The sequence below is a fragment of the Bradyrhizobium sp. AZCC 1610 genome (assembly GCF_036924515.1).
Classification (GTDB): domain Bacteria; phylum Pseudomonadota; class Alphaproteobacteria; order Rhizobiales; family Xanthobacteraceae; genus Bradyrhizobium.
Genome location: NZ_JAZHRR010000001.1, coordinates 544,368 through 566,819, shown reverse-complemented (window position 1 = coordinate 566,819; position 22,452 = coordinate 544,368). Strand labels below are relative to the sequence as shown.

Here is a 22,452-nt window from a genome sequence, read left to right as displayed (position 1 = left end):
ACCCCGGCTCAGCAGCGCACCACTTCGTGCTGCGCCGCGTCCGGGGAACGGCTGAGAGAGTATCAATGAGTGATCAATCCAACGTCAAATTCCGCCTCAACAATTCCGAATTGTGGGGCGGACTGATCGGGCTCGCCCTTGGCGGATTTGTCGTCTGGTCCGGGCTCAAGCTCAAGCTCGGCACCATCAACGATCCCGGCGCCGGGTTCGTGCTGTTCTATACCGGCATCCTGATGTGCCTGTTCGCCGCCTCGATCATCATCGCCGCATTGACCGAGGGCGGGCCGACCTTTGGCTCGCGCTGGGTGAACACGCGCTGGACCAAGCCGCTGTTGGTGATCGTCTGCCTCATCGCCTTTTCCTTCGCCCTCAACCCGCTCGGCTTTCTGCTGTCCTCAGTTCCTCTGATGTTGCTGCTGTTGCGCGTGGTCGACCCGGTCCGCTGGCCGCTCGCTGTTCCGATTGCAGTGCTCGTTCCGCTCGGCATGTGGTGGGTCCTCAAACGCCTGCTCCTGATCCAACTGCCTTCGGGCATTTTCGAAATCGGCTGATCGCATCATGGACACACTCATCAATGTCGCCCATGGCTTCGGCGTCGCCCTTCAGCCCGTCAATCTGATCTATTGCTTCATCGGCGTCTTCATCGGTACGCTGGTCGGCGTGCTGCCGGGCATCGGTCCGATCTCGGCGATGTCGCTGTTGCTGCCGATCACGCTGTCAGGAACGCCGGAATCCGGCATCATCATGATGGCCGGCATCTATTACGGCTCGATGTATGGCGGCTCGACCACCTCGATCCTGGTCAACATTCCCGGCGAAGCCGCTTCCGTCGTCACCTGTATCGATGGCCACCAGATGGCCAGGCAGGGCCGCGCGGGACCTGCGCTCGGCATCTCCGCATTCGGCTCGTTCTTCGCCGGCACCTTCGCGCTGATCGCGCTGATGCTGGTGGCGCCCAAGCTCGCCAGCGTCGCGATCGCTTTCGGTCCGGCCGAATATTTCAGCCTGATGGTTCTCGGCCTCGTGGTCCTCACTTTCCTGACGCAGGGCTCGATGGCGAAGGCGTTGCTGATGGCCTGCATCGGCATCGTGCTCGGCGTGATCGGGCTCGACAGCATTACCGCGCAACCGCGCCTGACCTTCGGCCGCCTGGAACTGATCGACGGCATCGGCCTCGTCCCCGTGGTCATGGGCCTGTTCGGCGTCGCCGAAGTCCTGTTCAACACCGAGCAGGTCATCAAGCGCGACGTCATCAACACGAAGATAACGCACCTGTTGCCGAGTAAAGAGGACTGGAAAGCCAGCGCCGGCCCGATGGCGCGAGGAACGGTCCTCGGATTTTTCCTCGGCATCCTGCCTGGCGGCGGCGCAGTGATCTCGTCGTTCGCCTCCTATGCGCTGGAGAAGCGATTATCCAAAACGCCGGAACGGTTCGGCCAGGGTGCGATCGAGGGTGTTGCAGGTCCCGAAGCCGCCAACAACGCCGCGGCCGGCGGCGCCTTCATTCCGCTGATGACGCTTGGCATTCCGCCGAACGTGGTGATGGCGCTGTTGCTCGGCGCTTTCGTCATTCACGGGCTGCAGCCCGGTCCGCTGATGATCACGCAGAACCCGGGCCTGTTCTGGGGCATCGTTGCCAGCATGTATATCGGCAACCTGATGCTGCTGGTGCTGAACCTGCCGATGATCGGGATGTGGGTGCAGCTCCTCAAATTGCCCTACAACATCCTGTTCCCGCTGATCATCCTGTTCACCATCATCGGCGTCTATTGCTCCAGCAACAACGTGTTCGACGTCTATGTGATGATCGCATTCGGCATTATCGGCTATTTCATGCGCAAGCTCGGCTACGAGCCGGCGCCGCTGGTGCTGGCTTTCGTGCTGGGGCCGATGCTGGAGAACAACCTGCGCAAGTCGCTGATCCTCTCGCAGGGCGATCTGATGACCTTCATTGAAAGGCCAATCTCGGCCGTCTGCCTGGCGTTCGCGGTCGTGCTGCTGGTCGGCCCACTGCTGCCGGCGCTGCGCAAGAAACGCGAACTGATCGCGCTCGACGAAGAGGTGTGAGCCGCGGCTAGAACGCCCGCTTCATCTCGCCGAGGTCCCAGAACACCCCCGCCATGATGGCGAGCGCTTCCTCGGTCACCGGCAGGAGGATGTGCTCGTCCGGCGCATGCTGCGAGCAGCCGGGATAGGAATGCGGCACCCAGATCGTCGGCAGCCCCAGCCCCTCGGCGAACACGTCATTGGGCAGCGAGCCGCCGAAATTCGGCAGGATCGCCGGCGCCTTGCCGGTGGTCTTCAGGATCGAGTTCGCCGTCCAGTTCACCCAGGGACTGTCGACATCGGTGCGCGAGGCGGCGAAACGCTGCGCGCCGCTCACCTCCACCATCGGAAAGCCATTGGCATGCAGGTGCGCGCGCACGGCGTCGATGACCTCTTCATATCTGGTGCCGACGACGAAGCGAAGCTGCAGCACGGCGTTGGCGCGCCCCGGAATCGCGTTGGCCGGCTTCTCGACACTGCCTGAAGACATCGCCAGGACTTCCAGCGTATTCCAGGCAAACAGCCGCTCTGCCGGCGACAATCCCTCCTCGCCCCAGTCGGGCGCCAGCGCCGGCTCGTCGGCGGTCGGCTCGATCTTCACGTCCGCGAGCGCCGCGCGCACCGCGTTCGAAATCCGCGGCGGCTTGAGCGCGTCGAGCTTCATCCGTCCCTTGCCGTCGACGAGGCTCGCGATGGCGCCGCAAAGGATCGTCGCCGGGTTGGCGAGGACGCCGCCCCAATTGCCCGAATGGTGCCCGCCCTCGCGCAAATTGACATCGAGATGGATGCGGTTGCCGCCGCGGCAGCCGAGAAAGATGGTCGGCCGGTCGGCCGAAAGCCGCGGTCCGTCGGAGGCCAGGAACAGATCCGCCTTCAGCTCCTCGCGGTGGGCTTCGCACACCTGCCGCAGATCGGGCGAGCCGATCTCCTCGCCGGTCTCGATGATGAATTTGACGTTGAAGCCGAGCTTGCCGCCGCGGGTCTCGCGCACGGCACGCAATGCCGCGAGATTGATGCTGTGCTGGCCCTTGTTGTCGGCGGTGCCGCGGCCATAGACGCGCTCGCCTTTGGTCGTGGTTTTCCAGGGATCGAGATTGTCGCGCCATTCGCCGTCCATGCCGTCGACGACATCGCCATGGCCATAGGTGAGCACAGTCGGCAGCGACGCATCCTCGCGATAATCCGCCAGCAGATATGGCCCCTTGCCGGTCGGCGATTCGATCAGGCGGGTGGAGAAATCGAGCGCGGCGAAGGCAGGCTGGAGGTCGTCGACGAGATAGGCGCGCAACGCCTCGCCGCTGCCGGGGTTCTGGCTTTCGGTCCGATAACTGATCCTGCGGTCGAGCTCGGCGAGAAACGCGCCGGAATTCAGATGCTCACGTACCCGCGCAATTGCGTCGGCCCTATCAGCCATATTTCTTTCCCTTGTTCGCTAATTTGTGGAGCGCAACCTATCGGGATAAGCCGCCCGCTGGAAGTGGCATGGCCTGCCGAATGGGCCTTGCTAAAAGCTGCGAGGATGCAACAATTTCAGGCAACAGCCCGGCGTTAACCGGGCGGATGCGCAGGGAACCCTGCACGTACCGAGGTTCACGTCATGACAAAGCAAATCCGGCTCAACGCCTTCGCCATGAACTGCGTGGCGCATCAATCGCCGGGGCTCTGGACCCATCCGCGCGACCGCACCCTCGGCTACAACCGCCTGCCCTATTGGCTCGATCTGGCGAAAACGCTGGAGCGCGGCCGGTTCGACGGATTGTTTCTCGCCGACGTGCTCGGCGTCTACGACGTGTTCGGCAGCAGCCCGGACGCCGCGTTGCGCAATGCCGCGCAGACGCCGGCCAACGAGCCGCTGATGCTGATCCCGGCGATGGCGTCGGTCACGCAGAATCTTGGTTTTGGCGTCACCAGCAACCTCTCGTTCGAGCCGCCCTATCCGTTTGCCCGAAGGATGTCGACGCTCGACCATCTGACCGAGGGCCGCATCGGCTGGAACGTGGTGACCGGCTATCTCGACTCTGCCGCCCGCGGCGCCGGCAAGGACAAGCAGACCGCGCATGACGACCGCTACGAGATCGCGGATGAATATATGGAGCTGGTCTACAAGCTCTGGGAGGGAAGCTGGGAGGACGAGGCCGTGCTGCGCGACCGCGCGCGCGGCATTTTCGCCGACCCTTCCAAGGTGCATCGCATTGAGCACGAGGGAAGCAACTACCGGCTCAACGCGATTCACCTGAGCGAGCCATCGCCGCAACGCACGCCGGTGCTGTATCAGGCCGGCACCTCGCCGCGCGGACGGCAGTTTGCCGCCCAGCACGCCGAATGCGTGTTCATGTCGGGCCCGTCGGCCAAGATCATCGGCCCACGCGTGGCGGCGATCCGCGCTGCTGCGAAGGAAACCGGGCGCAATCCGGCCGAGATCCTGATGTTCTCCATGATGACGATCATTCTCGGCCGCACCGAGGCCGAGGCGAAAGCGAAATACGCCGACTATCGCCGCCACATCGCGCCCGAGGGCGCGCTGGCGCTGATGTCGGGCTGGATGGGTATCGATTTCTCGGGCTACGAGCTCGACCAGCAGGTGCGCCACATCCAGAACGACGCCGGCCGCACCGCGCTCGACAACGTCACGCGTGCCGATCCTGATAGGGTCTGGACCGTGCGCGAGGTTGTTGAACACGTCGGCATCGGCGGTGCCGGCCCGGTCGTGGTCGGCACGCCCGAGAAGGTCGCCGACGATATCGAGGCCTGGTTCGAGCAGACCGACGTCGACGGCCTCAACGTCGCGTTCGCCACCTCGCCCGGCGATTTCGAGGATATCGCCGACATGCTGGTGCCTGAGCTGACACGGCGCGGACGCTACAAGGAAGCTTACGCGAAGGGCACATTGCGGGAGAAGCTGTTTGGTGCCGGACGCGCGCGGCTGACGGAAGCGCATCCGGCGGCAAGTTATCGCGTGAAGCCACGCGCTGCGGCGGCGGAATGAGATGCGTAGCCCGGATGAAGCGCAGCGAAATCCGGGAAACCGTCGGAAATCGGCCCCGGATTTCGCTGCGCTCCATCCGGGCTACACGTAATCAATATCAATTCACCGAATTGCTCACGACAACTTCGATCAGCTTCGCGCCGGGGCGGCTGAAGGCGGATGACAATACGGACTTCAACTGCGAGGGATCGCTGACCCGGGTCGCCTCCAACCCCAGCGATTTTGCCAATCCCGTAAAATCCACCGGCGGGTCGATGAAATCCATGCCGACATATTGATCGTCGCCGTGGAAGGCGAGCAGCCGCTGCTTGATGATGCGGTAGCCGCCATTATTGACGATCACGAATGTCAGCGGCAGCTTGTGGTTCGCCGCGGTCCATAGCGACTGAATCGAATACATTGAACTGCCGTCGCCGGAGTAACACACGACGGGCCGCTCGGGATTGGCGAGACTGACGCCGACGGACGCCGGCAATCCCCAGCCGATGCCGCCCGATGCCAGCGCGTGATAGCCGTAGCGGTCGCGATGGGCGCGCAGCGCGATAATCTGCCGCGACGAGGTCAGTCCCTCGTCAACCAGGATGGCGTTATCGGGCATCGCTTCGACCACCTGCAGCGCCAGCCAGTCCGGGTCGATCGGCGAGGTGCTGGCGTGTTTCGCTATCTGTTGGACCAGCGGCCCGCGCCGGGCCGTCCAGTTCTTCGACGCCAGCGCGTCCAATCCCTGTTTTGCGCGCCCCTGAAGCGCGCTGCCGCCCGCGGCCTTCAGCGCCGGCAGCAGCGCGCGCAGGGTTTCCCTCACGTCGGCCTTGAGCGCAATATCGGCACCGTAATTCCTGGCGAGATCGTCATCGACCAGGCCAACCTGCACGATCGAAAGCCCGTCCGGCAGCGGGTCGGTCTCGCTGTAGACCGACATCCGCAGGGGATCGCCGCCGAGCGCAATGATGAGGTCGTAAGGCGCGAGCGTCTCGCGGGCGATCTTCTGGATCCGCGCCAGCGCGCCCATGAAACACGGGCTTTCGGACAGGAAATGCGCGCCATAAGGCGTCGAAGACTGATACGCCGGGCAGCCCAGCGTTTCCGCGAGTTGAGCGGCCTCCTGCAATGCGTCGCTCTTGACGATCTCGTCGCCGACGATGATCACGGGCCGCTCTGCCTTGAGGATGCGCGCGGTCAACGCCTGCAGCGATTCGTCCGACGGTTTGACGCGCGTATCGACCCGGGTCGAGCGGCCGAGTTCGATGCCGGCCTCGGCATTGAGGATGTCGCCCGGCAGCGAGATGAACACCGGCCCGGTCGGCGGCGTGGTCGCGATCTTGGCGGCGCGGCGCACGATGCGCGGCAGATCTTCCAGCCGCGTCACTTCGACGGCCCATTTCACTAGCGGCGCCGCCATCTGCACCAGCGGACCATAGAGCACCGGCTCGGTCAGGCCGTGGCCCTGCTCCTGCTGGCCGGCAGTCAGAATCAAGGGCGTGCCGGTGAAGCTTGCGTTGTAGAGCGAACCCATGGCGTTGCCGAGGCCGGGCGCGACATGGACGTTGCAGGCGACGAGCTTGCCCGAGGCGCGGCTAAAGCCGTCGGCCATGGCGACAACAAGGCTCTCCTGCATCGCCATCACATAGGTGAGGTCGGGATGGTCCTTCAGCGCGTGCATGATCGGCAGTTCGGTGGTGCCGGGATTGCCGAACAAGTGCGTGACGCCCTCGTCCTTCAGCAATGCGAGAAATGCCGAACGCCCAGTGATCTTGTTCTTCATGTCTCCTCCTGCCCGCCGGTTCGTTAACCCGCGGGATGAAGGCACATGACCAAACTTGGACGACGCGCGCAATGGAGCCCGGTCATGGCTGCTCTGCACGGCTACGCCCGTGTCCCGGACGCGGCGGAGATACTCTTCGGCGGTACACCGCAGGGCCCAGACACAAAATCGCGAAAACAACCCCATGCAAAGTAGAATAGGCCCCTGGCGCGCAGCACTCAGGCCGCTTGCGTCCGGGGCACGAGATGGTCCGTCGTCACGGCCCAACCTAATCTCATCCTGCTCTAGACCATCCCTTCCCGGCCCGCGCGCTTTTTCTTCTTCGAGCGTTGCCAGACCACGCCGGGATATCCCTTCAGCGGCACCAGCGGTTCGCCGGTGTAGGCCCATTCCTGCAATTCCTCGATCGCGATGTGATAGAGCGGTTGCCGCCCGGTGCGGCCCGAAAACAGCGCACGGGGGATGTTGACCATGTGCGGCGAGCGCGGACGTTCATAGGCGATCGGCGTGCCGCAGTGCGAGCAGAAGCTGCGTACGGTTTTGGTCGCCTTGTCCTCGTAGCGCGTGAGGCTGGTCTTGCCCTTGGTGATGCGGAAGCGTTTGCGCCAGCTTCCGACATAGGTGGCATAGGCCGCACCGTGCGCCCGGCGGCTCGACGGCGAATGATCGTGCCAGGCCCAGCGCGCCGGCACGTCGATCTCGAAGGCGACCTTCCCGCACAGGCATTGCCCGGTGGCGGGTTTGCCGAGGGATACGGCCTTGGTTTTCTTCTTTTCCGATTCTTCTTCGGGAAACATTTTCGGACCTCTCGGCGATCATGTAGCCCGGATGGAGCGAAGCGTAATCCGGGATTCTCGCGAGCGGATAGCGTTATCCCGGATTTCGCTTCGCTCCATCCGGGCTACGATCGTGTCACGCCTGCTCCAGCTCGTTGTGCTCCGGATAATCCGTATAGCCCGCCACGTCGCCGCCGTAGAACGTCGCGCGGTTATAGGGCGTCAGCGGGAAGCCGCGTTGCAGGCGGCGCGGCAGGTCGGGATTGGAAATGAAGATGCGACCGAACGCGACCGCGTCGGCATAGCCGTCCCGGATCGCCGCATCCGCGGTCTCGCCGGTGAAGCCGCCGGCGGCGATCAGCACGCCCTTCCAGATCGGGCGAAACAGCACCATCGCCGACGGCACGTTCTGGTGATTGACCTCGGCGCGGCCGGCGCCGGAGGAGCGCGGTTCGATGAAATGCAGATAGGCGAGGCCAAGCGGATTGAGCTGTTCGACCGCATAGGTATAGAGCGGCATCGGATCCGGCTCGCCGCTGCCATTGGCGACGCCATAGGGCGACAGCCGCACGCCGACGCGATCTGCGCCCCAGACCTCGACCACCGCTTTGGTTATTTCCATCAGAAACCGAGTGCGGTTTATGACGGAGCCGCCATACTGGTCGGTGCGCAAATTGGTGTGCGACTGCAAAAACTGCTCGATCAGATAGCCGTTGGCGCCGTGCACCTCGACGCCGTCAAAGCCGGCCGCAAGCGCATTCTTCGCCGCCAGCCGATAGGCATCGACAACGCCGGGAATTTCCGACGTATCGAGCGCCCGCGGCGTTTCGTAAGGCACCGCCCTGCCGTCCGCCGTCCCGGTCTTCAGGTCGGCGATCGGCACCGCCGATGGCGCGACCGGCAACACGCCGCCCGGCTGGAACGAGGAATGCGAGACGCGTCCGACATGCCAGAGCTGCAGGAAGATCACGCCGCCCTTGGCGTGAACGGCGTCGACCACCTCGCGCCAGCCCGCGATCTGCTGCTCGGTGTAGATGCCGGGCACGCCGGGGCTGCCGAAGCCCGTTTCCGTCACCGGCGAGGCTTCGGCGATCAGCAGCGCGCCAGGCGTCGCGCGCTGTGCGTAATACTCGGCGTTCAGCGGCCGCGGCGCGAGCGAGGGCTTGGCTGCCCGCATCCGCGTCAACGGCGCCAGCGCGAGGCGATGCTGGAGCTGATAGGGGCCGACCTTGAGCGGCGAAAACAACGATGGATAATTCATGTCTATTTCAGAACCCCGTGGTGATACGGATATGTAACCGCTTCAGCTTGTTCGTAAAAGGTTTGGGATGCAACGTGTAGCCTCGAAGCGAGTGAGCACATCTTCCATGCAAAAACCGAACGGCAAGCCCGGTCCTTCGCTCAGCGTCCGCATCGATATCGACGCAGGGGGGCGTATCGGTCCCGGCAAGATCGAGTTGCTCGAAACGATCCATCGAAGCGGTTCGATTTCCGCCGCCGGCCGGGCCATGGAAATGTCCTACAAGCGGGCATGGGATCTGGTCGACGAGATCAACCGCATCTACCGTCAGGCCGCCGTGGAGCGGCAGGCCGGCGGCAAGAACGGCGGCGGCGCGGTGCTGACGCCGTTTGGCCTCTCGCTGGTCGCGCGCTACCGCAAGATCGAGCGCACCGCCGCAAGCGCGGCGCGCAAGGAATTGCAGGCATTGCGATCCGATATCGGCCGGGCGAAGAAACGCGCGGGCTGATAACAGGCGGAAAGTATGCGATAACTGGACGCGCTGAGGTCGCCCCCAAGCAGTCCAGGAAACTTTACATGCCCCATCCCGCCATGTCGCCGAACAATGTCGCCGTGATCACCGGGGGCGCGTCCGGTATCGGACTCGCGGCTGCGACACATTTCGCCGGAATCGGCATGAAGGTCTGCATCGCCGACATCGGCAACGAGCGGCTTGCTGAAGCCGCCGCAAGGCTCGCATCTGTCGCGAGGGGCGGCGCTGCCGATATCATGACGGCCTCGGTCGACGTCAGCCGCTTCGATGACGTAGCTAGCCTGGAGACCGCGGTGCAAAAGCGGTTCGGCGGCACCGACATCCTGATGAACAATGCCGGCATCGGTCCCGACAGCACCAGCCTTGGCCCGCTGGAGAACTGGCAGCGTATTCTCGCGGTGAACCTGTGGGGCGTCATTCACGGCACGCTGGCTTTTGCGCCCCGCATGATCGAACGCGCCCGCCCTGGCCTGATCATCAACACCGGCTCCAAGCAGGGCATCACGACGCCGCCCGGCAATCCCGCCTACAACGTCTCGAAGGCCGGCGTGAAGGCGCAGACGGAAGCGCTGCAGCACGAGTTGCGGAACATACCGGGCTGCAGGATCACTGCGCATCTGATGATCCCCGGCCACGTCTTCACCGCGCTGACCGCGCGCGGCCGCACCGAGAAGCCGCCCGGCGCCTGGACGGCTGAGCAGACCGTCGACTTCATGATCGCGCGCATCGATGCCGGCGATTTCTACATCCTCTGCCCCGACAACGACGTGCCCCGACAACTCGACGAACGGCGCATGCTGTGGGCTGCCGGCGATATTGTGGAAAATCGTCCGGCGCTGTCGCGCTGGCATCCGGATTATGCGGAGGCGTTTGCGAGGTTTGTGAAGGGGGGACTGAGCGGGTCGTAGTTCGTAGGGTGGGCAAAGGCGCGCTTGCGCTGTGCCCACCATCACGCACTACGCAAGGAATGGTGGGCACGCTTCGCTTTGCCCACCCTACAAACTGTCATCGGGCGCGCGTTCGCGCGACCCGTTGGCGGGCAATGACAGCTTTGGTTGAGCTCACAGGAGCTCACAGCGTTTCCTGCTTGTGGCCGCATTGCTTGCAGGCGAATTTGACGCGGGTGGCGCCCTTCTCGGCCTGCAGGCGGTTCGGCGCGCCGCATTTTCCGCAGGTGGTCTCGATCCTGGTGTTGCCCTGCTTGACGACGAGGGCCTTCTTTTCCATCGTCTCGCGGATCAGGCGCTCGGCCTCCTCGCGCATCGCTTGCTTCGACATCGGCCTGCCTCGTCATGAACCGTTACGGCGGCGGTCTTATCACAGTCACGATGCATTTCGTAAGCCGGGCAAGAAAATTTGCGCGACGGAATGTCAGATGGTCTCCGGCGTCAGCGCCAGCAGGCGCCGCACCAGGGCGAGTGCGGTTTCCGTGGCCGGATCGGCCGAAATCACGGGAACCGCAAGCGCGATGACGTCGATCGGATCGTGCGACAGGACAATGAGATGCGTCGCGCTGTTGGCTGCCAGCAGCGACACGACGCGCTCGACAGCCGGATCAGACGATGTCAGACCCCACGGCGCGTCGGGGCGGCGCAGCACCCGCCGCGTCGACAGGAAATCGCGCAGCAACGGCGGATCGTAGGTCAAAAGTTCGCTCTCGCGATAGCGCCGGGCGCTCTCGAAGATCGGATGACGCGCGAGTTCCGCGATCAGCGCGTCGCGCGTTCTGGCCGGCGACGCCGCGACGGAATTGAGAACGCCGGGCACTTGAGATTCGAAGTAGGCGCGCAGCGCGTCCACCATCAAGCCAATGGTGAGAACGCCCGCGATGGCGATGGCGCAAAATCGCATGACCTGCGCCGCATCGACATCCGGCGCGACAAACGCCGCGGCAATACCGAGAAGCGCCGAACTCGAGAGCCGCAGCGCCGTCATCAGAAGCGCCTGACGCTGTGTCTCCGCACCGCGTTCCGCGATCAGGATCGCGGTGACGACGAGCAGTGCCCCCAATGCCCCGAGCCTGACCGGGATATCCGGCATCAGCACCCTGAAATCGGTGACGATGAAGGGAATGACGAGAACGGCACCGACAGCGAGGCGACCGATGCTCGTATTCTCGGACGCCATCAGCGTGGTCCGGTCGCGCGTCGCCAACAGCCAGGCGCAGATTGCAAAGCCGCCAAGCTGGAACAGCGCAAGCAGGATGGCCGCGGGCGTCACAAAGGGCTCCAATCCAACAGCGCCGGCGAGACCGAGCGCGATGCCGCCGGTCAGAATCGCGATCTTGGCCGGCCGCGGCGCGTGACGCCGCAGGATCCCTTCGGTGACGAGCAAAGCGCCGAGCGGGATCAGCGCAGCCGGAATGATCGACAGGTTGTCGAGCACCCCGCTGCCGCTCCACCAGGCCACGCCGCGTACCAGGAACAGCAACGCGATGATGCCAAGCGCGACCAGAAGGCGCCGGGTCAGCGGGCTCCGGGGATCGCGCCGGTAGAGCGTGACCATGGCGACGCCAAGCCCGATCGCGCCGCACAGGTTGACGATGGAATCGGCGATCATCCCCGGCGTCATGGGCCGTTCCCATTTCCCGGCGTCCGCGGCCGCAAGATACCGAAGGGCCGCGTATCGTCCATCCAGTGAATGGCGGGAAGCACCAGGCGCTGCAAGGCGAGCGCCGCGCCCGTCCCGAGCAGTGCCGGCAGCGAACCAGGGGGCACCTCGCTCAGGAGATAGCGGCGCGCTCCGGCAAGGTCGATGCGACCGAGCTGCAGGACGTCGTCGCCCCTGGCGTAGTCCAGCTCACGGGCGCAAAACGTGTTGTATTGCTCGTCGCGATGTTTTGGCGCGACTTCGAAGGTTTTCTTAAGCGCGTCCGATCCGCCGGTATAGGCATTGGTGATGACAAACCGGGCTTCATCGAATCCGGCTTCCGCACCCACGCCGAACACGGCGCGATGACGGGACATGATGCCGCGCGCCAGTTGCAGATGGGCAAAGCTCTGGCGCGAGTCCGGATGCGGCGACGGAAAGACATCCGAAAAGGTCTGGCTGACCATGCCGACCACTGACGGCACCTGAGTGACGTTCGAGATCCATTTCGGGCGCAGCCCATCACGGGCAAAAAGAACCAGCGCCGTCAGCCCATAGAGGACCCAGGACAGCCCCCGCCCGCGCTCGTCGGGATCGACCATCACGAGGCCGAGATGGGTGACCTCGATAGGTTCACCATCGAGTTCGACCTCCATCACCGACAGCGCGTTGAAGGCGATCGGCCGTCCGGTCGCTTCCTCGCAGATCAGCGTGACGATGGCGCGCGCCAGCCGTTCGCGGTCGCCGGAGAAAATGCCGTAAGTAAGACTTTCCTCTGGCAGGGTTTTGGCGGCCACGACGCGCAGTTGCGATACCAGTTCGCCGAGTTCGGCTTCGGAAAGCGACAGGCCCGGGGTTTCGACAATGCGCGTGATCAGCCCGGCATGGGTGCGCAGGGTGAGATCGATGGTCGGCTGGCGCAGCGCCTTCAGCCAGAAGACGCCATAGCCGCCGAGGCGTCCGGCCGCGGAGCGGACCTGCCCCAAGGTCTGCCCAAAGGCATGACGGATCACCGAATTGCCGCTGCTGAAAGACGCCATGCCACTTGCCCGCACTCGGTCCGGATTTGTGCGCCGGGCCCGTTAAGGAGCCATGAGTGCGACACGTTACGGTGGCAGCAAGGTAAACGATGCATTGGTGACGTCAAACATTCTGCGCGGCAGGAAAAACGGCGGATGCCGAAGCATCCGCCGCCTGCCTTCGCCAGCACCGCGTCACAGGTTACGCGGCCTTGGAAATGATGAAGCCTTGGAAATTACGAACCTTTGGAAACTTCCATCAGCAGCCGTTCGGCCTTGGCATCCTCGATGCGGTTCACAAAGCGGCTGCTCTCATGCACGTCACGCACGGTCTTGGTCAGGGTGACGCAGGACTGAACGAGCATCACGATGCCCATCGCGAGATAGCCCTTGATCCACAAATCGACCGGCAGAAAGTACACGCCGATCGCGACCAGGAACGCCGAGGTGCCGAACGAAGCATAGGTGAAGGTGACCCAGGCGTTACTGTGGTGTTGGATATTCTGATTCATGGCGCCATCCTGCAAATGAGATCATGCGATGAAATTTCGGTCTCAGACGGGCAGCATGCGCTTCGCGAAGCCGCGCCGCAACCTGATCCGCCCGGCATTTCTGCGCCCGCGCCGGTTAAGGAGCTATGAGCACATCACCTTTAGGTTGCGGCAGGGTAAACGATGCATTTAGCGGGGGCGGCAAATGATTCATGACTGGGAACAGTGGGGCGGGGGCGAATTTTCTAGTTGCGATAATTGTGCGAGAGCAACGAGCACACACCCATGGCAAGTGCGCCGACGATTGCGACCGGCAACTGCGTGTGCAGTAAGTTGCCCTCGAACAGATAGTGGCTGAGCCCGGCGGCGATGCCCCCTGACGCTAGCGCCGCGCGTCACAGCTTACGCGGCCCTCGCATTTCATCTTCATGCGCAAGCCGGTTCAATCAAATGCCGCCGCCGGTCGATGTCGTTCGACAACAGCGAGCACACGCCCATCGGCAGCAGCAAGAAGAAGCCCGCGCAGAGTGCTCCATTCATGACCTCTGGCGGCACTGTCGGTGAGAACATCATCTTGAACAAGGCGAGAACCAGGCCGATGGCACCCATCATACCGATGGCTGCGGCCAGGAATGCTCTCAAGAGCGGCGGCAAGCCCCGTGCAAGATATCCGTCCACGAGCCCGGTGATCGTCGATACAGGCAAGGTGAGCAGAAAGGACACCATTGCGCATACTGCAATGAAGCTATCGTCGATCCGCCCCACGATGGCAGCAGCAACCATTGATACCGCCAGCGCGACCAGCGAAGGCCCCAGCAGAAGAAATACCACGGGTCGTTTCATTGAAGTCGATCCTTCCTTGAGTCTTCCAACGCGAAGCCGGGCTGCAGCGATTTGCCGGCCAACGAATCCAGGGCTATGCCGCCGACGGACGGCGGGTGCCGAAACACCCGCCATCCGCCTTCGCCAGCACCGCGTCACAGGTTACGCGGCCTTGGAAACTTCCATCAGCAGCCGTTCGGCCTTGGCGTCTTCGATGCGGTTCACCAGCTTGCCGCCCTCATGCATGTCGCGCACGGTCTTGGTCAGGGTGACGCAAGACTGGACGAGCATGACGATGCCCATCGCGAGATAGCCCTTGATCCAGAGATCGAGTGGCAGGAAGAACACGCCGACGGCGACCATGAAGGCCGAGGCGGAAAACGAAACATAGGTGAAGGTAACCCAGGCACCGCTGTGGGGTTGAACGTTCTGGTTCATGATAATCTCCTGTTTGATATGGGTTTAATCGATCGAGTTCAGTTTCAGGCAGTTTGCGTGCGTTTGGCGTTCAGCCGCGAGAGCACGTCATCCGCGGTTGATTTGAGCCGTGGCCCAAAGCCCTGTTCGGCGAGCTTCTCGGCGGTCGCCAGCGGTCCGCTGGCGGCGTCGAGTTCGATCAAGGCGTCGGCGGCGGCCTGGGCCTCGATCTGTCGTTCACGCAGGCGCTTCAGCGTGTTCTCCGCCTCCGGCAGCGTGGATTCGTAGGGACGCGCGGCTTCGATACCGCCCCTTCGAAGATTGCGAACCGCTTCAGAAGCGCGGGCGATACGGCGGCCGCGATCGAGTTCGGTGATGCGCGCCTCCGCACCGGCGACCTGGCGCTTCATGCGCGTGATTTCAGAGGCGAACAGGGTTCGCGCGGTCATTGCAGCATCGCGGTCGGCCTCGAGACTGGCGATCGATTGCGCCGCCTCGCGGGCGAGATCTTCCCGGCCGCCATCAAGCGCTGCGGTGGCGCGGACTTCGAGATCGGCGATCCGGGCGTTGGTGGCGTCGAGACGGCGGCCTTCCTGCTGATCGCCCGCAATCGCCAGCGCCAGCGTACGCTTGGAACGTTCGACGGCCGCCGCCGCATCGCGCATCTGCTGGTCGAGAATGAGCAGCGCCGAGCGGTCTTCCAGTTCTTCCCCGGCGGCAGCCACGCTGCCTCGGAAGAGCGTCAAAACAGTTTTGAACATTGGTAGCTCCCTGTGTTATGAGCGTTGCTCATGAATTAGTTGTAGCACCAACGTGAGCGTTGCTCAAGAGATATTTTGAGCATCGCTCAAGAAATTGGTAGATAATGTCTAAAGCACTGGAAAGACGAGCAAAATTTCGGGAAGAACTGATCCTGGCGGCGGAACGAAGCATTTCCGCAGGCGGATTGGCCGGTCTAAAAACGCGGGAGCTGGCGCGGGACATCGGCGTCGCCAACGGCGCGGTCTACAATCTCGTCGCGGACGTGGACGAACTCATCCTGCGGGTGGGATCGAGGACGCTTGGGCGGCTGGATGCGGCCCTTACCGAGGCCGAAGCGCAGGGCTCCGCCTCTCCTCGCGACACGCTGGTGCGCATCGCGGTCGCCTATTGCGATTTCGCAGCGGAAAATCTCGAACTGTGGCGGGCGCTGTTCGAACACCGGATGGCGCCAGGCAAGCCGGTTCCGGAATGGGCGGTCGACGAACAGATGAATCTGTTTCGGCACATCTACCACCCGCTCGCTGCGCTGTTTCCAAAGCGAACGCCGGCCGAACTCGGTGTGACGGCGCGCAGCCTGTTCTCCGCCGTGCACGGCATGGTGCTGCTCGGGCTCGAACAGAAATTGATCGCGGTGCCAGTCGAGGCGTTGCGGAAGGAAATTGCGGCTATCGTCAGAGCAATGGTCGATGGGCTGACGGCGAACTAAGTCTCGATGATGACGTAACTGTCCTCGACGTGCACCGGAAAAGTCTCGGCCACATAAGGCCCCTGAGGTGGATCAACCGCGCAAAGCGCGGTTGAGACGGATGAGGGGTCAGCCTCCGCGGAGAGCAACCCCTCATCCGGCGCTTCGCCACCTTCTCCCACAAGGGGAGAAGGGAAACAGCGCAGCGTGATTGACAGATAATTCGATCCCAATCCAAATGTCCGCCCAAGAAACGAGAAACGAGGCGGATCGCGTGGCGGGCAACGAACAAGAAACTTACGAATGCGACGCGCTGGTGGTGGGCTCCGGCTGCGCCGGAATGTCGGCGGCGGTCACCGCGGGGTATCACGGCCTCAACGTGCTCATCGTCGAGAAGGAGCCGCGCTTCGGCGGCACCACCGCCCGCTCCGGCGGCTGGCTGTGGATTCCCGGCACCTCGCTGGCGCGCGACTGGGGCATCACTGAGAGTCCCGACCAGGCGCGGACCTATCTGCGGCATGAGGCCGGCAACAGTTTCGACGCAGCGCGTGTCGATGCGTTTCTCTCCGCCGGTCCCGAAGCGGTGGATTTTTTCACCAGCAAGACCGCGGTGTGCTTCGACATGCCGCTGACCTTTCCGGATTATCATGCGGAAGCGCCTGGCGGTGCACAGGGCGGCCGCTCGATGGTAACCCGGCCGTTCGACGGCCGCGAACTGGGCGAGCACATCAAGGACATCGGCAGCCCCCTGCCCGAACTGACCGTGTTCGGCATGATGCTGGGCTCCGGCAAGGAAATCATCCATTTCATGCGCGCTACCAAATCGCTGGCCTCGGCGGCCTACGTCACCAGGCGGCTGTCGAAGCATGCGATCGACGTGCTGCGCCACGGCCGCGGCATGACGCTGACAAATGGCAATGCGCTCGCGGGACGTCTGGCGAAGTCGGCGTTCGACCTGAAAATTCCGCTGTGGCTGTCATCGCCGGTGCACGAACTGATCGTCGAGGAGGGCGCGGTGCGCGGCGCGGTCGTCGAGCGCCATGGAAAGCTGGTCCGCGTCAACGCCAGGCGCGGGGTGGTGCTGGCCTGTGGTGGCTTCCCGCATGACGTTGCGAGGCGCAAGGCGATGTTCCCGCACGCGGGCGATGGCACCGCGCATTTCTCGCCGGGCCCTGTCGGCAACACCGGTGACGGCTTGCGATTGGCGGAGACCGCGGGCGGCCGCATCGAGGACAATTTGCCGAATGCCGCGGCCTGGGTGCCCGTCTCGATTACCGAACGCAAGGACGACAGCAAGGGCGTGATGCCGCATTTCATCGACCGCGCCAAACCCGGCGTCATCGCCGTGATGCGCGACGGCAGGCGCTTCGCCAATGAAGGCAATTCGTACCACGACTTCGTGCAGGCGATGGTGAAGGCGGCGAAGCCGGGCGAGGAGATCACGGCGTATCTCGTGTGCGATCACCGCGCCTTGCGAAAATATGGCCTTGGATGCGTGCCGCCTTTTCCGATGCCGCTGCGCCATCATCTCGCCACCGGCTATCTCAAGCGCGGCACCACGCTGGCCGAACTGGCCGACCGCACCGGCATCGATCGACAAGGGCTCGAGGCCACGATTGCCGAATTCAACGCCTCAGCCGCGGAGGGCCGCGATCCCGCCTTCGGCAAGGGATCGCGCGCCTATAACCGCTACCAGGGCGATGCGCTGCATGGTCCGAACCCCTGCGTCGCGCCGATCAAGGACGGACCGTTTTACGCGATCAAGCTGGTGATCGGCGATCTCGGCACCTACGCCGGCATCAGGACCGACGAACACGCCCGCGCGCTGGATGAACACGGCCAGCCGATCGCAGGCCTCTATGCCGCCGGCAACGATATGGCCAGCATCATGGGCGGCAACTATCCCGGCGCCGGCATCACGCTCGGCCCTGCGCTGACGTTCGGCTACATCGCGGGGAAACATATCGCGGGCGAGGCTGCGCGCTAGAAATGTCTGGAGCTGGAACGAACCTCGATCGATTCGATTGTCTCGAATCGAACCGGAGATCGTTCCATGCGCGCGTACCGCCTGTCCGCAGCTCTCGCCGTCTTGGCCTTCACTCCTGCGCTCGCTTTTGCCGGCGATACCGAGTGGCGGCGCTACGAGATCCCGAGCACCGGGACCAGCGTCGACATGCCGGTCTCGATCTTCACCAGCGACGCCGGGCCGCCGGAAGGCGGAACCGGACGACGGTTTTTCACCGAAGACCGCCGCGCCGATCTGACGGTGCAGTCCGTTCCCAATACGGAGAACGATTCGCCCGCCACATTCCTGACCAAGAAGCGCCCGCCCGCCGGCATCATCTACAAACGGATCACGTCTGATTTCTTCGTGGTGTCCAGCATTCGCAAGGACCGGATCTGGTACAACCGCTGCAACCGCGGCAACGGCACCATGAATTGCGTGCTGATCAATTATCCCGCCGCCGAAAAGCGCCAGTGGGACAGTGTGGTTACGCGGATGAGCCACACGCTGCGAAGTTAGCGCGGCCCGCGTGACCGGATTTTAGGCAATCGGGAAAAACCAAGCAGTTCTGTTCCGAAGTGGGGAACCGCCACGCGTGCACTGCGTTGCCGAGGGTCGCCGTTAGTAACCGCGAGGTTGTTTTAGTGAATCGCAGGGATTTCCTCGCTGCTTCCGCGTTGCCATTGGTAACCGGCGTAGTACCCGGACTTCTATCCGTCGCCCATGCCCAACCGGCGCCGTTCGATCGATCCATCGTCCGGCAAATGGCGCGCGACCTCGCAAGCAAGCCCTACAAGGCCCCGAGCGAGAAGCTGCCCGACAATCTCGCCAATATTGACTACGATCATTATCGGGCGATCCGGTTCTTGCCGGAACGCGCGCTCTGGCGTGGCGAAAAACTTCCCTTCGAGGCGCAGTTCTTCCATCGCGGGTTCTTCTACAAGAACCGCGTCGACATCTTCGAGGTGAAGGACGGCAAAGCATCGATCATTCCCTACCAGCCCGACCTGTTTTCGTTCGGCGATCTGGCACCGCCGGGACCGGCGGTTGACCTCGGCTTTGCCGGCTTCCGGCTTCATGCGCCGATCAACAAGCCGGACTATTATGACGAGGTCTGTGTCTTTCTCGGCGCGAGCTATTTCCGTGCGGTGGCCAAAGGCCAATTGTACGGCCTTTCGGCGCGCGGCCTGTCGATCAACACCGGCGAAGCCAAGGGCGAAGAATTCCCGTTCTTCAAAACGTTCTGGATCGAGAAGCCGGCATCAGGCGCCAATTCCATCGTCGTACATGCACTGCTCGACAGCGAGAGCGCCGCTGCAGCCTATCGTTTCACCATCCGGCCCGGCGATACCACCGTGTTCGACGTCGAAATGGCGATCTATCCACGCGTGGATTTAGCTCATGCGGGCCTCGCGCCGATGACCAGCATGTTCTTCTTCGGACCGAACGACCGCAAGGACGTCGAGGACTTCCGTCCCTCGGTCCATGATTCGGATGGGCTTGCGATCTTCAACGGCCGCGGCGAGGAGCTTTGGCGACCGCTGCATAATCCGACGGATCTGCAAGTCTCTTCGTTTGCCGATCTCAACCCGCGGGGCTTCGGCCTGATGCAGCGTCAGAGGGATTTTGCCGCTTTCCAGGACCTGGAATCGAATTTCGAGCGCCGGCCGAGCCTGTGGGCGGAGCCGATCGGCGATTGGGGCGAAGGCGCGGTCAAGCTGCTCGAAATCCCGACCAAGGAAGAGATTCACGACAACATTGCGTCGTTCTGGCTTCCTAAAAATCCATTACCCGCCAAGGGCGAGAACACCTACACCTATCGTTTGCACTGGGGACCGGGTGCGCCGAAGTCCACCTCGCTTGCGCGATTTTCTCGAACCGGCATCGGCGCGCGAGGCGACAACGCCACGATCTTCGTGCTCGACGTCACCGGCGAGCGGCTGAAATCCGTCGATCCGAAAATCCTGCGCGGCGTCGTGACGGCCGAGAAGGCGAAAATCCAGAACATCGTCACCCAGCCAAACCCGGCGACCGGCGGCTGGCGATTGAGCTTCGAGCTGTTGAAGGAAAAGACCCCGGTCGAAATCCGCGCGTCGCTCATGCAGGACAATGAGGCGATATCGGAGGCCTGGGTCTATCGATGGATACCGTAGCAAAAACGCGCGCGCCTGAGATCGGCGAGATCCCGTTGAACGAATTTCTTCCCCGGGAAGCGCCGATGGATATGGCAGTGCAGCCGTTGCAGCGGTTTGAGCCGCAACCCGCGTCACGCTTTGCACCGATGTGGGCCCGGCGCGGCTTCGTCCTGACCGGCACCGCGATCCTGACCGCGGCGGGCTGTTATGAGATGTACCGGGTTCTCCAGGTCGGCGGTGTCACTGTTCTGGAATCGATCATTCTTGCGCTGTTCGTGCTGCTGTTTGCATGGATCGCCTTCTCCTTCATGTCGGCGCTGGCCGGCTTCTTCGTGCTGCTCACCAGGAAGAAGGACGAACTCGGCATCGACCCCAGGGCTCCCCTGCCCGCGATCCACAGCCGGACCGCGATGCTGCTGCCGACCTACAACGAGGACCCCCATCGGGTCCTGGCGAGATTGCGCGCAACTTATGAATCGGTCGAGGCCACCGGACACGGCGCGCGGTTCGACTGGTTCGTGCTGAGCGACACCACCGATCCCGCGACCTGGATCGCCGAGGAAAAATGCTTTCTGAAGCTGCGACAGGACGTCGGCAGCGCGGCCGCGATCTTCTATCGCCACCGCCCCGAGAACACCGCGCGCAAGTCGGGCAATATCGAGGAATGGATCAGGCGGTTCGGCTCCAACTATGAGTGCATGCTGATCCTGGACGCCGACAGTCTGATGACCGGCGACAGCGTCGTTCGCCTCGTTGCCGCCATGGAGGCGCACCCGAAGGCCGCGCTGATTCAGACGCTGCCTGTCATCGTCAATGCGAGATCGCTGTTCGCGCGCTGGCAGCAATTCGCAGGAAGGCTGTACGGCCCGATGCTGGCCGCGGGGATCGCGTGGTGGCACGGCTCCGAGGGCAATTACTGGGGCCACAACGCCATCATTCGCGTCCGTGCCTTTGCGCAATATGCGGGGCTGCCCGAACTCAGGGGACGCAAGCCGTTCGGCGGGCACATCATGAGCCACGACTTCATCGAGGCGGCGCTGATGCGGCGCGGCGGCTGGGCGATCCACATGGCGCCGACGCTTCGCGGCAGCTACGAGGAATCTCCGCCCACGCTATCGGATTTTGCCGCCCGCGACCGGCGCTGGTGCCAGGGCAATCTGCAACATCTGGCGCTGCTGCCGACCCGCGGCTTTCACTGGGTATCGCGGCTTCATCTGCTGACGGGAATCGGATCGTATCTCACCGCGCCGCTCTGGCTGATTTTTCTCGTATTCGGAATCCTGGTCTCGCTGCAGGCGCAGTTCGTCCGGCCCGAATATTTCCCGAAGGGATATTCGCTGTTCCCGCAATGGCCGGCACAGGATCCGGTCCTGGCGGCATGGGTGTTCGCCGGCACCATGGGCATGCTGATCGCGCCGAAGCTGCTGGCCTTCCTCGTGCTCGTTACTGATCGTGACACGCGGAAGAAATTCAGCGGCGGCCTGCTGGTGCTTGTCGGCATCCTCGCCGAAACCATCCTTTCGGGCCTGACCGCGCCCGTCATGATGATCTTCCAGTCGTCCGCCGTCGGCGAAATCCTGTTCGGGCGCGACGCCGGATGGCAGGTGCAACGCCGGGACGACGGCGCGGTCTCGCACCGTGACACGATCAACACCTATTCGGTACCGACATTGGTCGGGATCGCCATGGCCGCCGCCGCCTATGCCGTCTCGCTGCCATTGCTGCTCTGGATGACGCCGGTGATCCTCGGCCTGCTGCTTTCGATTCCGATTGCAATATTGTCGTCATCGTCGGGGCCGAACCGCAGGTCCAGATTGTTCAAAACCCCGGAGCAGACCGCGCCGCCACCGGTCCTGGCAAGGGCCAATGAACTGACCAGCGCGCCGCATTCACCGCTCGCCTGCCCGTTGCACGAATTGCGCCGCGATGCCGCGCTGCTCGAAGCGCATCAGAACAATCTTTCCGGACAACGGCCGCGAAAGCGCGGCGAGGTCGATCCGCATCTCGCGATTGCGCGGGCAAAAATCGAAGATGCTGAAACCTTCGAGGAGGCGGCGGGATATTTGAGCCAGCGCGAGAAGTTCGCTGTGCTCAAGTCGCCTGCGGTTCTCGCCGTCCTGTTCGCCCTGCCAGATGCGACGTAATTGCAGGATCCACCTTCCTGCTGCTTGAGAACTGCGGCTGC

21 protein-coding genes are annotated in these 22,452 nt (G+C 63.4%); 10 read left to right on the top strand and 11 right to left on the bottom strand.

What is annotated here, in order from left to right:
• Positions 1 to 65 precede the first annotated feature (65 nt).
• Both V1279_RS02760 and V1279_RS02755 read left to right on the top strand, forming a co-directional pair.
• Positions 66 to 551: a tripartite tricarboxylate transporter TctB family protein gene (locus tag V1279_RS02760; RefSeq protein ID WP_334432217.1), complete on the top strand. Its 486-nt coding sequence runs from the start codon at positions 66 to 68 to the stop codon at positions 549 to 551.
• Between the two features lie 7 nt (positions 552 to 558).
• A complete protein-coding gene (locus V1279_RS02755; RefSeq protein ID WP_334432216.1) occupies positions 559 to 2,067 on the top strand; it encodes a tripartite tricarboxylate transporter permease in 1,509 nt (502 codons plus the stop codon).
• A 7-nt stretch (positions 2,068 to 2,074) separates the two neighbouring features.
• Here V1279_RS02755 and V1279_RS02750 read toward each other — a convergent pair whose 3' ends face one another.
• Positions 2,075 to 3,460: a M20 family metallopeptidase gene (locus V1279_RS02750; RefSeq protein WP_334432215.1), complete on the bottom strand. Its 1,386-nt coding sequence runs from the start codon at positions 3,458 to 3,460 to the stop codon at positions 2,075 to 2,077.
• 183 nt (positions 3,461 to 3,643) lie between these two features.
• Between V1279_RS02750 and V1279_RS02745 the strand changes: the two genes are divergently transcribed.
• A complete protein-coding gene (locus V1279_RS02745) occupies positions 3,644 to 5,032 on the top strand; it encodes an LLM class flavin-dependent oxidoreductase (protein WP_334432214.1) in 1,389 nt (462 codons plus the stop codon).
• A 97-nt stretch (positions 5,033 to 5,129) separates the two neighbouring features.
• On the opposite strand, the gene V1279_RS02740 is transcribed toward V1279_RS02745, so the two are convergent.
• From V1279_RS02740 to V1279_RS02730, 3 genes are all read right to left on the bottom strand, one after another.
• Positions 5,130 to 6,794 carry a thiamine pyrophosphate-binding protein gene (locus tag V1279_RS02740; RefSeq protein ID WP_334432212.1) on the bottom strand — a complete coding sequence of 555 codons (1,665 nt, stop codon included), beginning with the start codon at positions 6,792 to 6,794 and terminating at the stop codon, positions 5,130 to 5,132.
• Between the two features lie 284 nt (positions 6,795 to 7,078).
• Positions 7,079 to 7,591, bottom strand: a complete 513-nt coding sequence (locus V1279_RS02735) for a GFA family protein (protein ID WP_334432210.1) — start codon at positions 7,589 to 7,591, stop codon at positions 7,079 to 7,081.
• 115 nt (positions 7,592 to 7,706) lie between these two features.
• Positions 7,707 to 8,831, bottom strand: a complete 1,125-nt coding sequence (locus V1279_RS02730) for an alkene reductase (RefSeq protein ID WP_334432209.1) — start codon at positions 8,829 to 8,831, stop codon at positions 7,707 to 7,709.
• A 106-nt stretch (positions 8,832 to 8,937) separates the two neighbouring features.
• Here V1279_RS02730 and V1279_RS02725 point away from each other — a divergent pair, with 106 nt between their 5' ends.
• Together V1279_RS02725 and V1279_RS02720 are read left to right on the top strand one after the other, a co-directional pair.
• Positions 8,938 to 9,318 carry a winged helix-turn-helix domain-containing protein gene (locus V1279_RS02725; protein WP_334432207.1) on the top strand — a complete coding sequence of 127 codons (381 nt, stop codon included), beginning with the start codon at positions 8,938 to 8,940 and terminating at the stop codon, positions 9,316 to 9,318.
• Positions 9,319 to 9,386: 68 nt separating this feature from the next.
• Positions 9,387 to 10,250, top strand: coding sequence for an SDR family NAD(P)-dependent oxidoreductase (locus V1279_RS02720; RefSeq protein WP_334432206.1), 864 nt, complete (start codon positions 9,387 to 9,389; stop codon positions 10,248 to 10,250).
• Positions 10,251 to 10,413: 163 nt separating this feature from the next.
• Here the strand turns inward: V1279_RS02720 and V1279_RS02715 are convergent, their stop codons facing one another.
• The 7 genes from V1279_RS02715 to V1279_RS02685 form a co-directional block, all read right to left on the bottom strand.
• Entirely contained in the window at positions 10,414 to 10,620 is a 207-nt protein-coding gene (locus V1279_RS02715; RefSeq protein WP_275190458.1) for a hypothetical protein, read from the bottom strand.
• 93 nt (positions 10,621 to 10,713) lie between these two features.
• Entirely contained in the window at positions 10,714 to 11,913 is a 1,200-nt protein-coding gene (locus V1279_RS02710; protein ID WP_334432203.1) for a hypothetical protein, read from the bottom strand.
• A complete protein-coding gene (locus V1279_RS02705; RefSeq protein WP_334432202.1) occupies positions 11,910 to 12,971 on the bottom strand; it encodes a hypothetical protein in 1,062 nt (353 codons plus the stop codon). Before V1279_RS02705 ends, V1279_RS02710 begins: the two co-directional genes overlap by 4 nt.
• A 215-nt stretch (positions 12,972 to 13,186) precedes the next feature.
• On the bottom strand, positions 13,187 to 13,462 hold the full coding sequence (locus tag V1279_RS02700) for a YiaA/YiaB family inner membrane protein (protein WP_247781240.1): 276 nt from the start codon (positions 13,460 to 13,462) through the stop codon (positions 13,187 to 13,189).
• Between the two features lie 405 nt (positions 13,463 to 13,867).
• On the bottom strand, positions 13,868 to 14,284 hold the full coding sequence (locus V1279_RS02695; RefSeq protein WP_334432198.1) for a hypothetical protein: 417 nt from the start codon (positions 14,282 to 14,284) through the stop codon (positions 13,868 to 13,870).
• A gap of 141 nt (positions 14,285 to 14,425) precedes the next feature.
• Positions 14,426 to 14,701 (bottom strand): YiaA/YiaB family inner membrane protein, encoded by a 276-nt coding sequence (locus tag V1279_RS02690; protein ID WP_334432196.1) that lies wholly within the window; start codon positions 14,699 to 14,701, stop codon positions 14,426 to 14,428.
• Positions 14,702 to 14,745: 44 nt separating this feature from the next.
• Positions 14,746 to 15,441 carry a PspA/IM30 family protein gene (locus V1279_RS02685; protein WP_334432195.1) on the bottom strand — a complete coding sequence of 232 codons (696 nt, stop codon included), beginning with the start codon at positions 15,439 to 15,441 and terminating at the stop codon, positions 14,746 to 14,748.
• Between the two features lie 104 nt (positions 15,442 to 15,545).
• Between V1279_RS02685 and V1279_RS02680 the strand changes: the two genes are divergently transcribed.
• The 5 genes from V1279_RS02680 (at position 15,546) to mdoH (ending at position 22,411) form a co-directional block, all read left to right on the top strand.
• On the top strand, positions 15,546 to 16,148 hold the full coding sequence (locus V1279_RS02680; protein WP_334432194.1) for a TetR/AcrR family transcriptional regulator: 603 nt from the start codon (positions 15,546 to 15,548) through the stop codon (positions 16,146 to 16,148).
• Positions 16,149 to 16,365: 217 nt separating this feature from the next.
• Complete coding sequence (locus V1279_RS02675; protein ID WP_334432192.1) at positions 16,366 to 18,114, top strand: FAD-dependent oxidoreductase; 1,749 nt, start codon at positions 16,366 to 16,368, stop codon at positions 18,112 to 18,114.
• A 66-nt stretch (positions 18,115 to 18,180) separates the two neighbouring features.
• Positions 18,181 to 18,651, top strand: coding sequence for a hypothetical protein (locus V1279_RS02670; RefSeq protein ID WP_334432190.1), 471 nt, complete (start codon positions 18,181 to 18,183; stop codon positions 18,649 to 18,651).
• Between the two features lie 125 nt (positions 18,652 to 18,776).
• The gene (locus V1279_RS02665) at positions 18,777 to 20,285 is read left to right on the top strand and encodes a glucan biosynthesis protein G (RefSeq protein ID WP_334432188.1); all 1,509 of its coding nucleotides are present in this window, start codon (positions 18,777 to 18,779) and stop codon (positions 20,283 to 20,285) included.
• Positions 20,273 to 22,411, top strand: a complete 2,139-nt coding sequence (gene mdoH / locus V1279_RS02660; protein WP_334432186.1) for a glucans biosynthesis glucosyltransferase MdoH — start codon at positions 20,273 to 20,275, stop codon at positions 22,409 to 22,411. The genes V1279_RS02665 and mdoH overlap by 13 nt, the downstream gene beginning before the upstream one ends.
• The last annotated feature ends 41 nt before the right edge of the window (positions 22,412 to 22,452 follow it).

What these genes read in the sequence shown, in the direction of transcription:
- V1279_RS02710 (WP_334432203.1), bottom strand. Translation starts at nt 11,913, where the DNA reads ATGACGCCGGGGATGATCGCCGATTCCATCGTCAACCTGTGCGGCGCG.
- mdoH (WP_334432186.1), top strand. Translation starts at nt 20,273, where the DNA reads ATGGATACCGTAGCAAAAACGCGCGCGCCTGAGATCGGCGAGATCCCG.
- V1279_RS02675 (WP_334432192.1), top strand. Translation starts at nt 16,366, where the DNA reads ATGTCCGCCCAAGAAACGAGAAACGAGGCGGATCGCGTGGCGGGCAAC.
- V1279_RS02725 (WP_334432207.1), top strand. Translation starts at nt 8,938, where the DNA reads ATGCAAAAACCGAACGGCAAGCCCGGTCCTTCGCTCAGCGTCCGCATC.
- V1279_RS02740 (WP_334432212.1), bottom strand. Translation starts at nt 6,794, where the DNA reads ATGAAGAACAAGATCACTGGGCGTTCGGCATTTCTCGCATTGCTGAAG.
- V1279_RS02755 (WP_334432216.1), top strand. Translation starts at nt 559, where the DNA reads ATGGACACACTCATCAATGTCGCCCATGGCTTCGGCGTCGCCCTTCAG.
- V1279_RS02700 (WP_247781240.1), bottom strand. Translation starts at nt 13,462, where the DNA reads ATGAATCAGAATATCCAACACCACAGTAACGCCTGGGTCACCTTCACC.
- V1279_RS02720 (WP_334432206.1), top strand. Translation starts at nt 9,387, where the DNA reads ATGCCCCATCCCGCCATGTCGCCGAACAATGTCGCCGTGATCACCGGG.
- V1279_RS02690 (WP_334432196.1), bottom strand. Translation starts at nt 14,701, where the DNA reads ATGAACCAGAACGTTCAACCCCACAGCGGTGCCTGGGTTACCTTCACC.
- V1279_RS02705 (WP_334432202.1), bottom strand. Translation starts at nt 12,971, where the DNA reads ATGGCGTCTTTCAGCAGCGGCAATTCGGTGATCCGTCATGCCTTTGGG.
- V1279_RS02760 (WP_334432217.1), top strand. Translation starts at nt 66, where the DNA reads ATGAGTGATCAATCCAACGTCAAATTCCGCCTCAACAATTCCGAATTG.
- V1279_RS02745 (WP_334432214.1), top strand. Translation starts at nt 3,644, where the DNA reads ATGACAAAGCAAATCCGGCTCAACGCCTTCGCCATGAACTGCGTGGCG.
- V1279_RS02730 (WP_334432209.1), bottom strand. Translation starts at nt 8,831, where the DNA reads ATGAATTATCCATCGTTGTTTTCGCCGCTCAAGGTCGGCCCCTATCAG.
- V1279_RS02685 (WP_334432195.1), bottom strand. Translation starts at nt 15,441, where the DNA reads ATGTTCAAAACTGTTTTGACGCTCTTCCGAGGCAGCGTGGCTGCCGCC.
- V1279_RS02715 (WP_275190458.1), bottom strand. Translation starts at nt 10,620, where the DNA reads ATGTCGAAGCAAGCGATGCGCGAGGAGGCCGAGCGCCTGATCCGCGAG.
- V1279_RS02695 (WP_334432198.1), bottom strand. Translation starts at nt 14,284, where the DNA reads ATGAAACGACCCGTGGTATTTCTTCTGCTGGGGCCTTCGCTGGTCGCG.
- V1279_RS02670 (WP_334432190.1), top strand. Translation starts at nt 18,181, where the DNA reads ATGCGCGCGTACCGCCTGTCCGCAGCTCTCGCCGTCTTGGCCTTCACT.
- V1279_RS02750 (WP_334432215.1), bottom strand. Translation starts at nt 3,460, where the DNA reads ATGGCTGATAGGGCCGACGCAATTGCGCGGGTACGTGAGCATCTGAAT.
- V1279_RS02735 (WP_334432210.1), bottom strand. Translation starts at nt 7,591, where the DNA reads ATGTTTCCCGAAGAAGAATCGGAAAAGAAGAAAACCAAGGCCGTATCC.
- V1279_RS02680 (WP_334432194.1), top strand. Translation starts at nt 15,546, where the DNA reads ATGTCTAAAGCACTGGAAAGACGAGCAAAATTTCGGGAAGAACTGATC.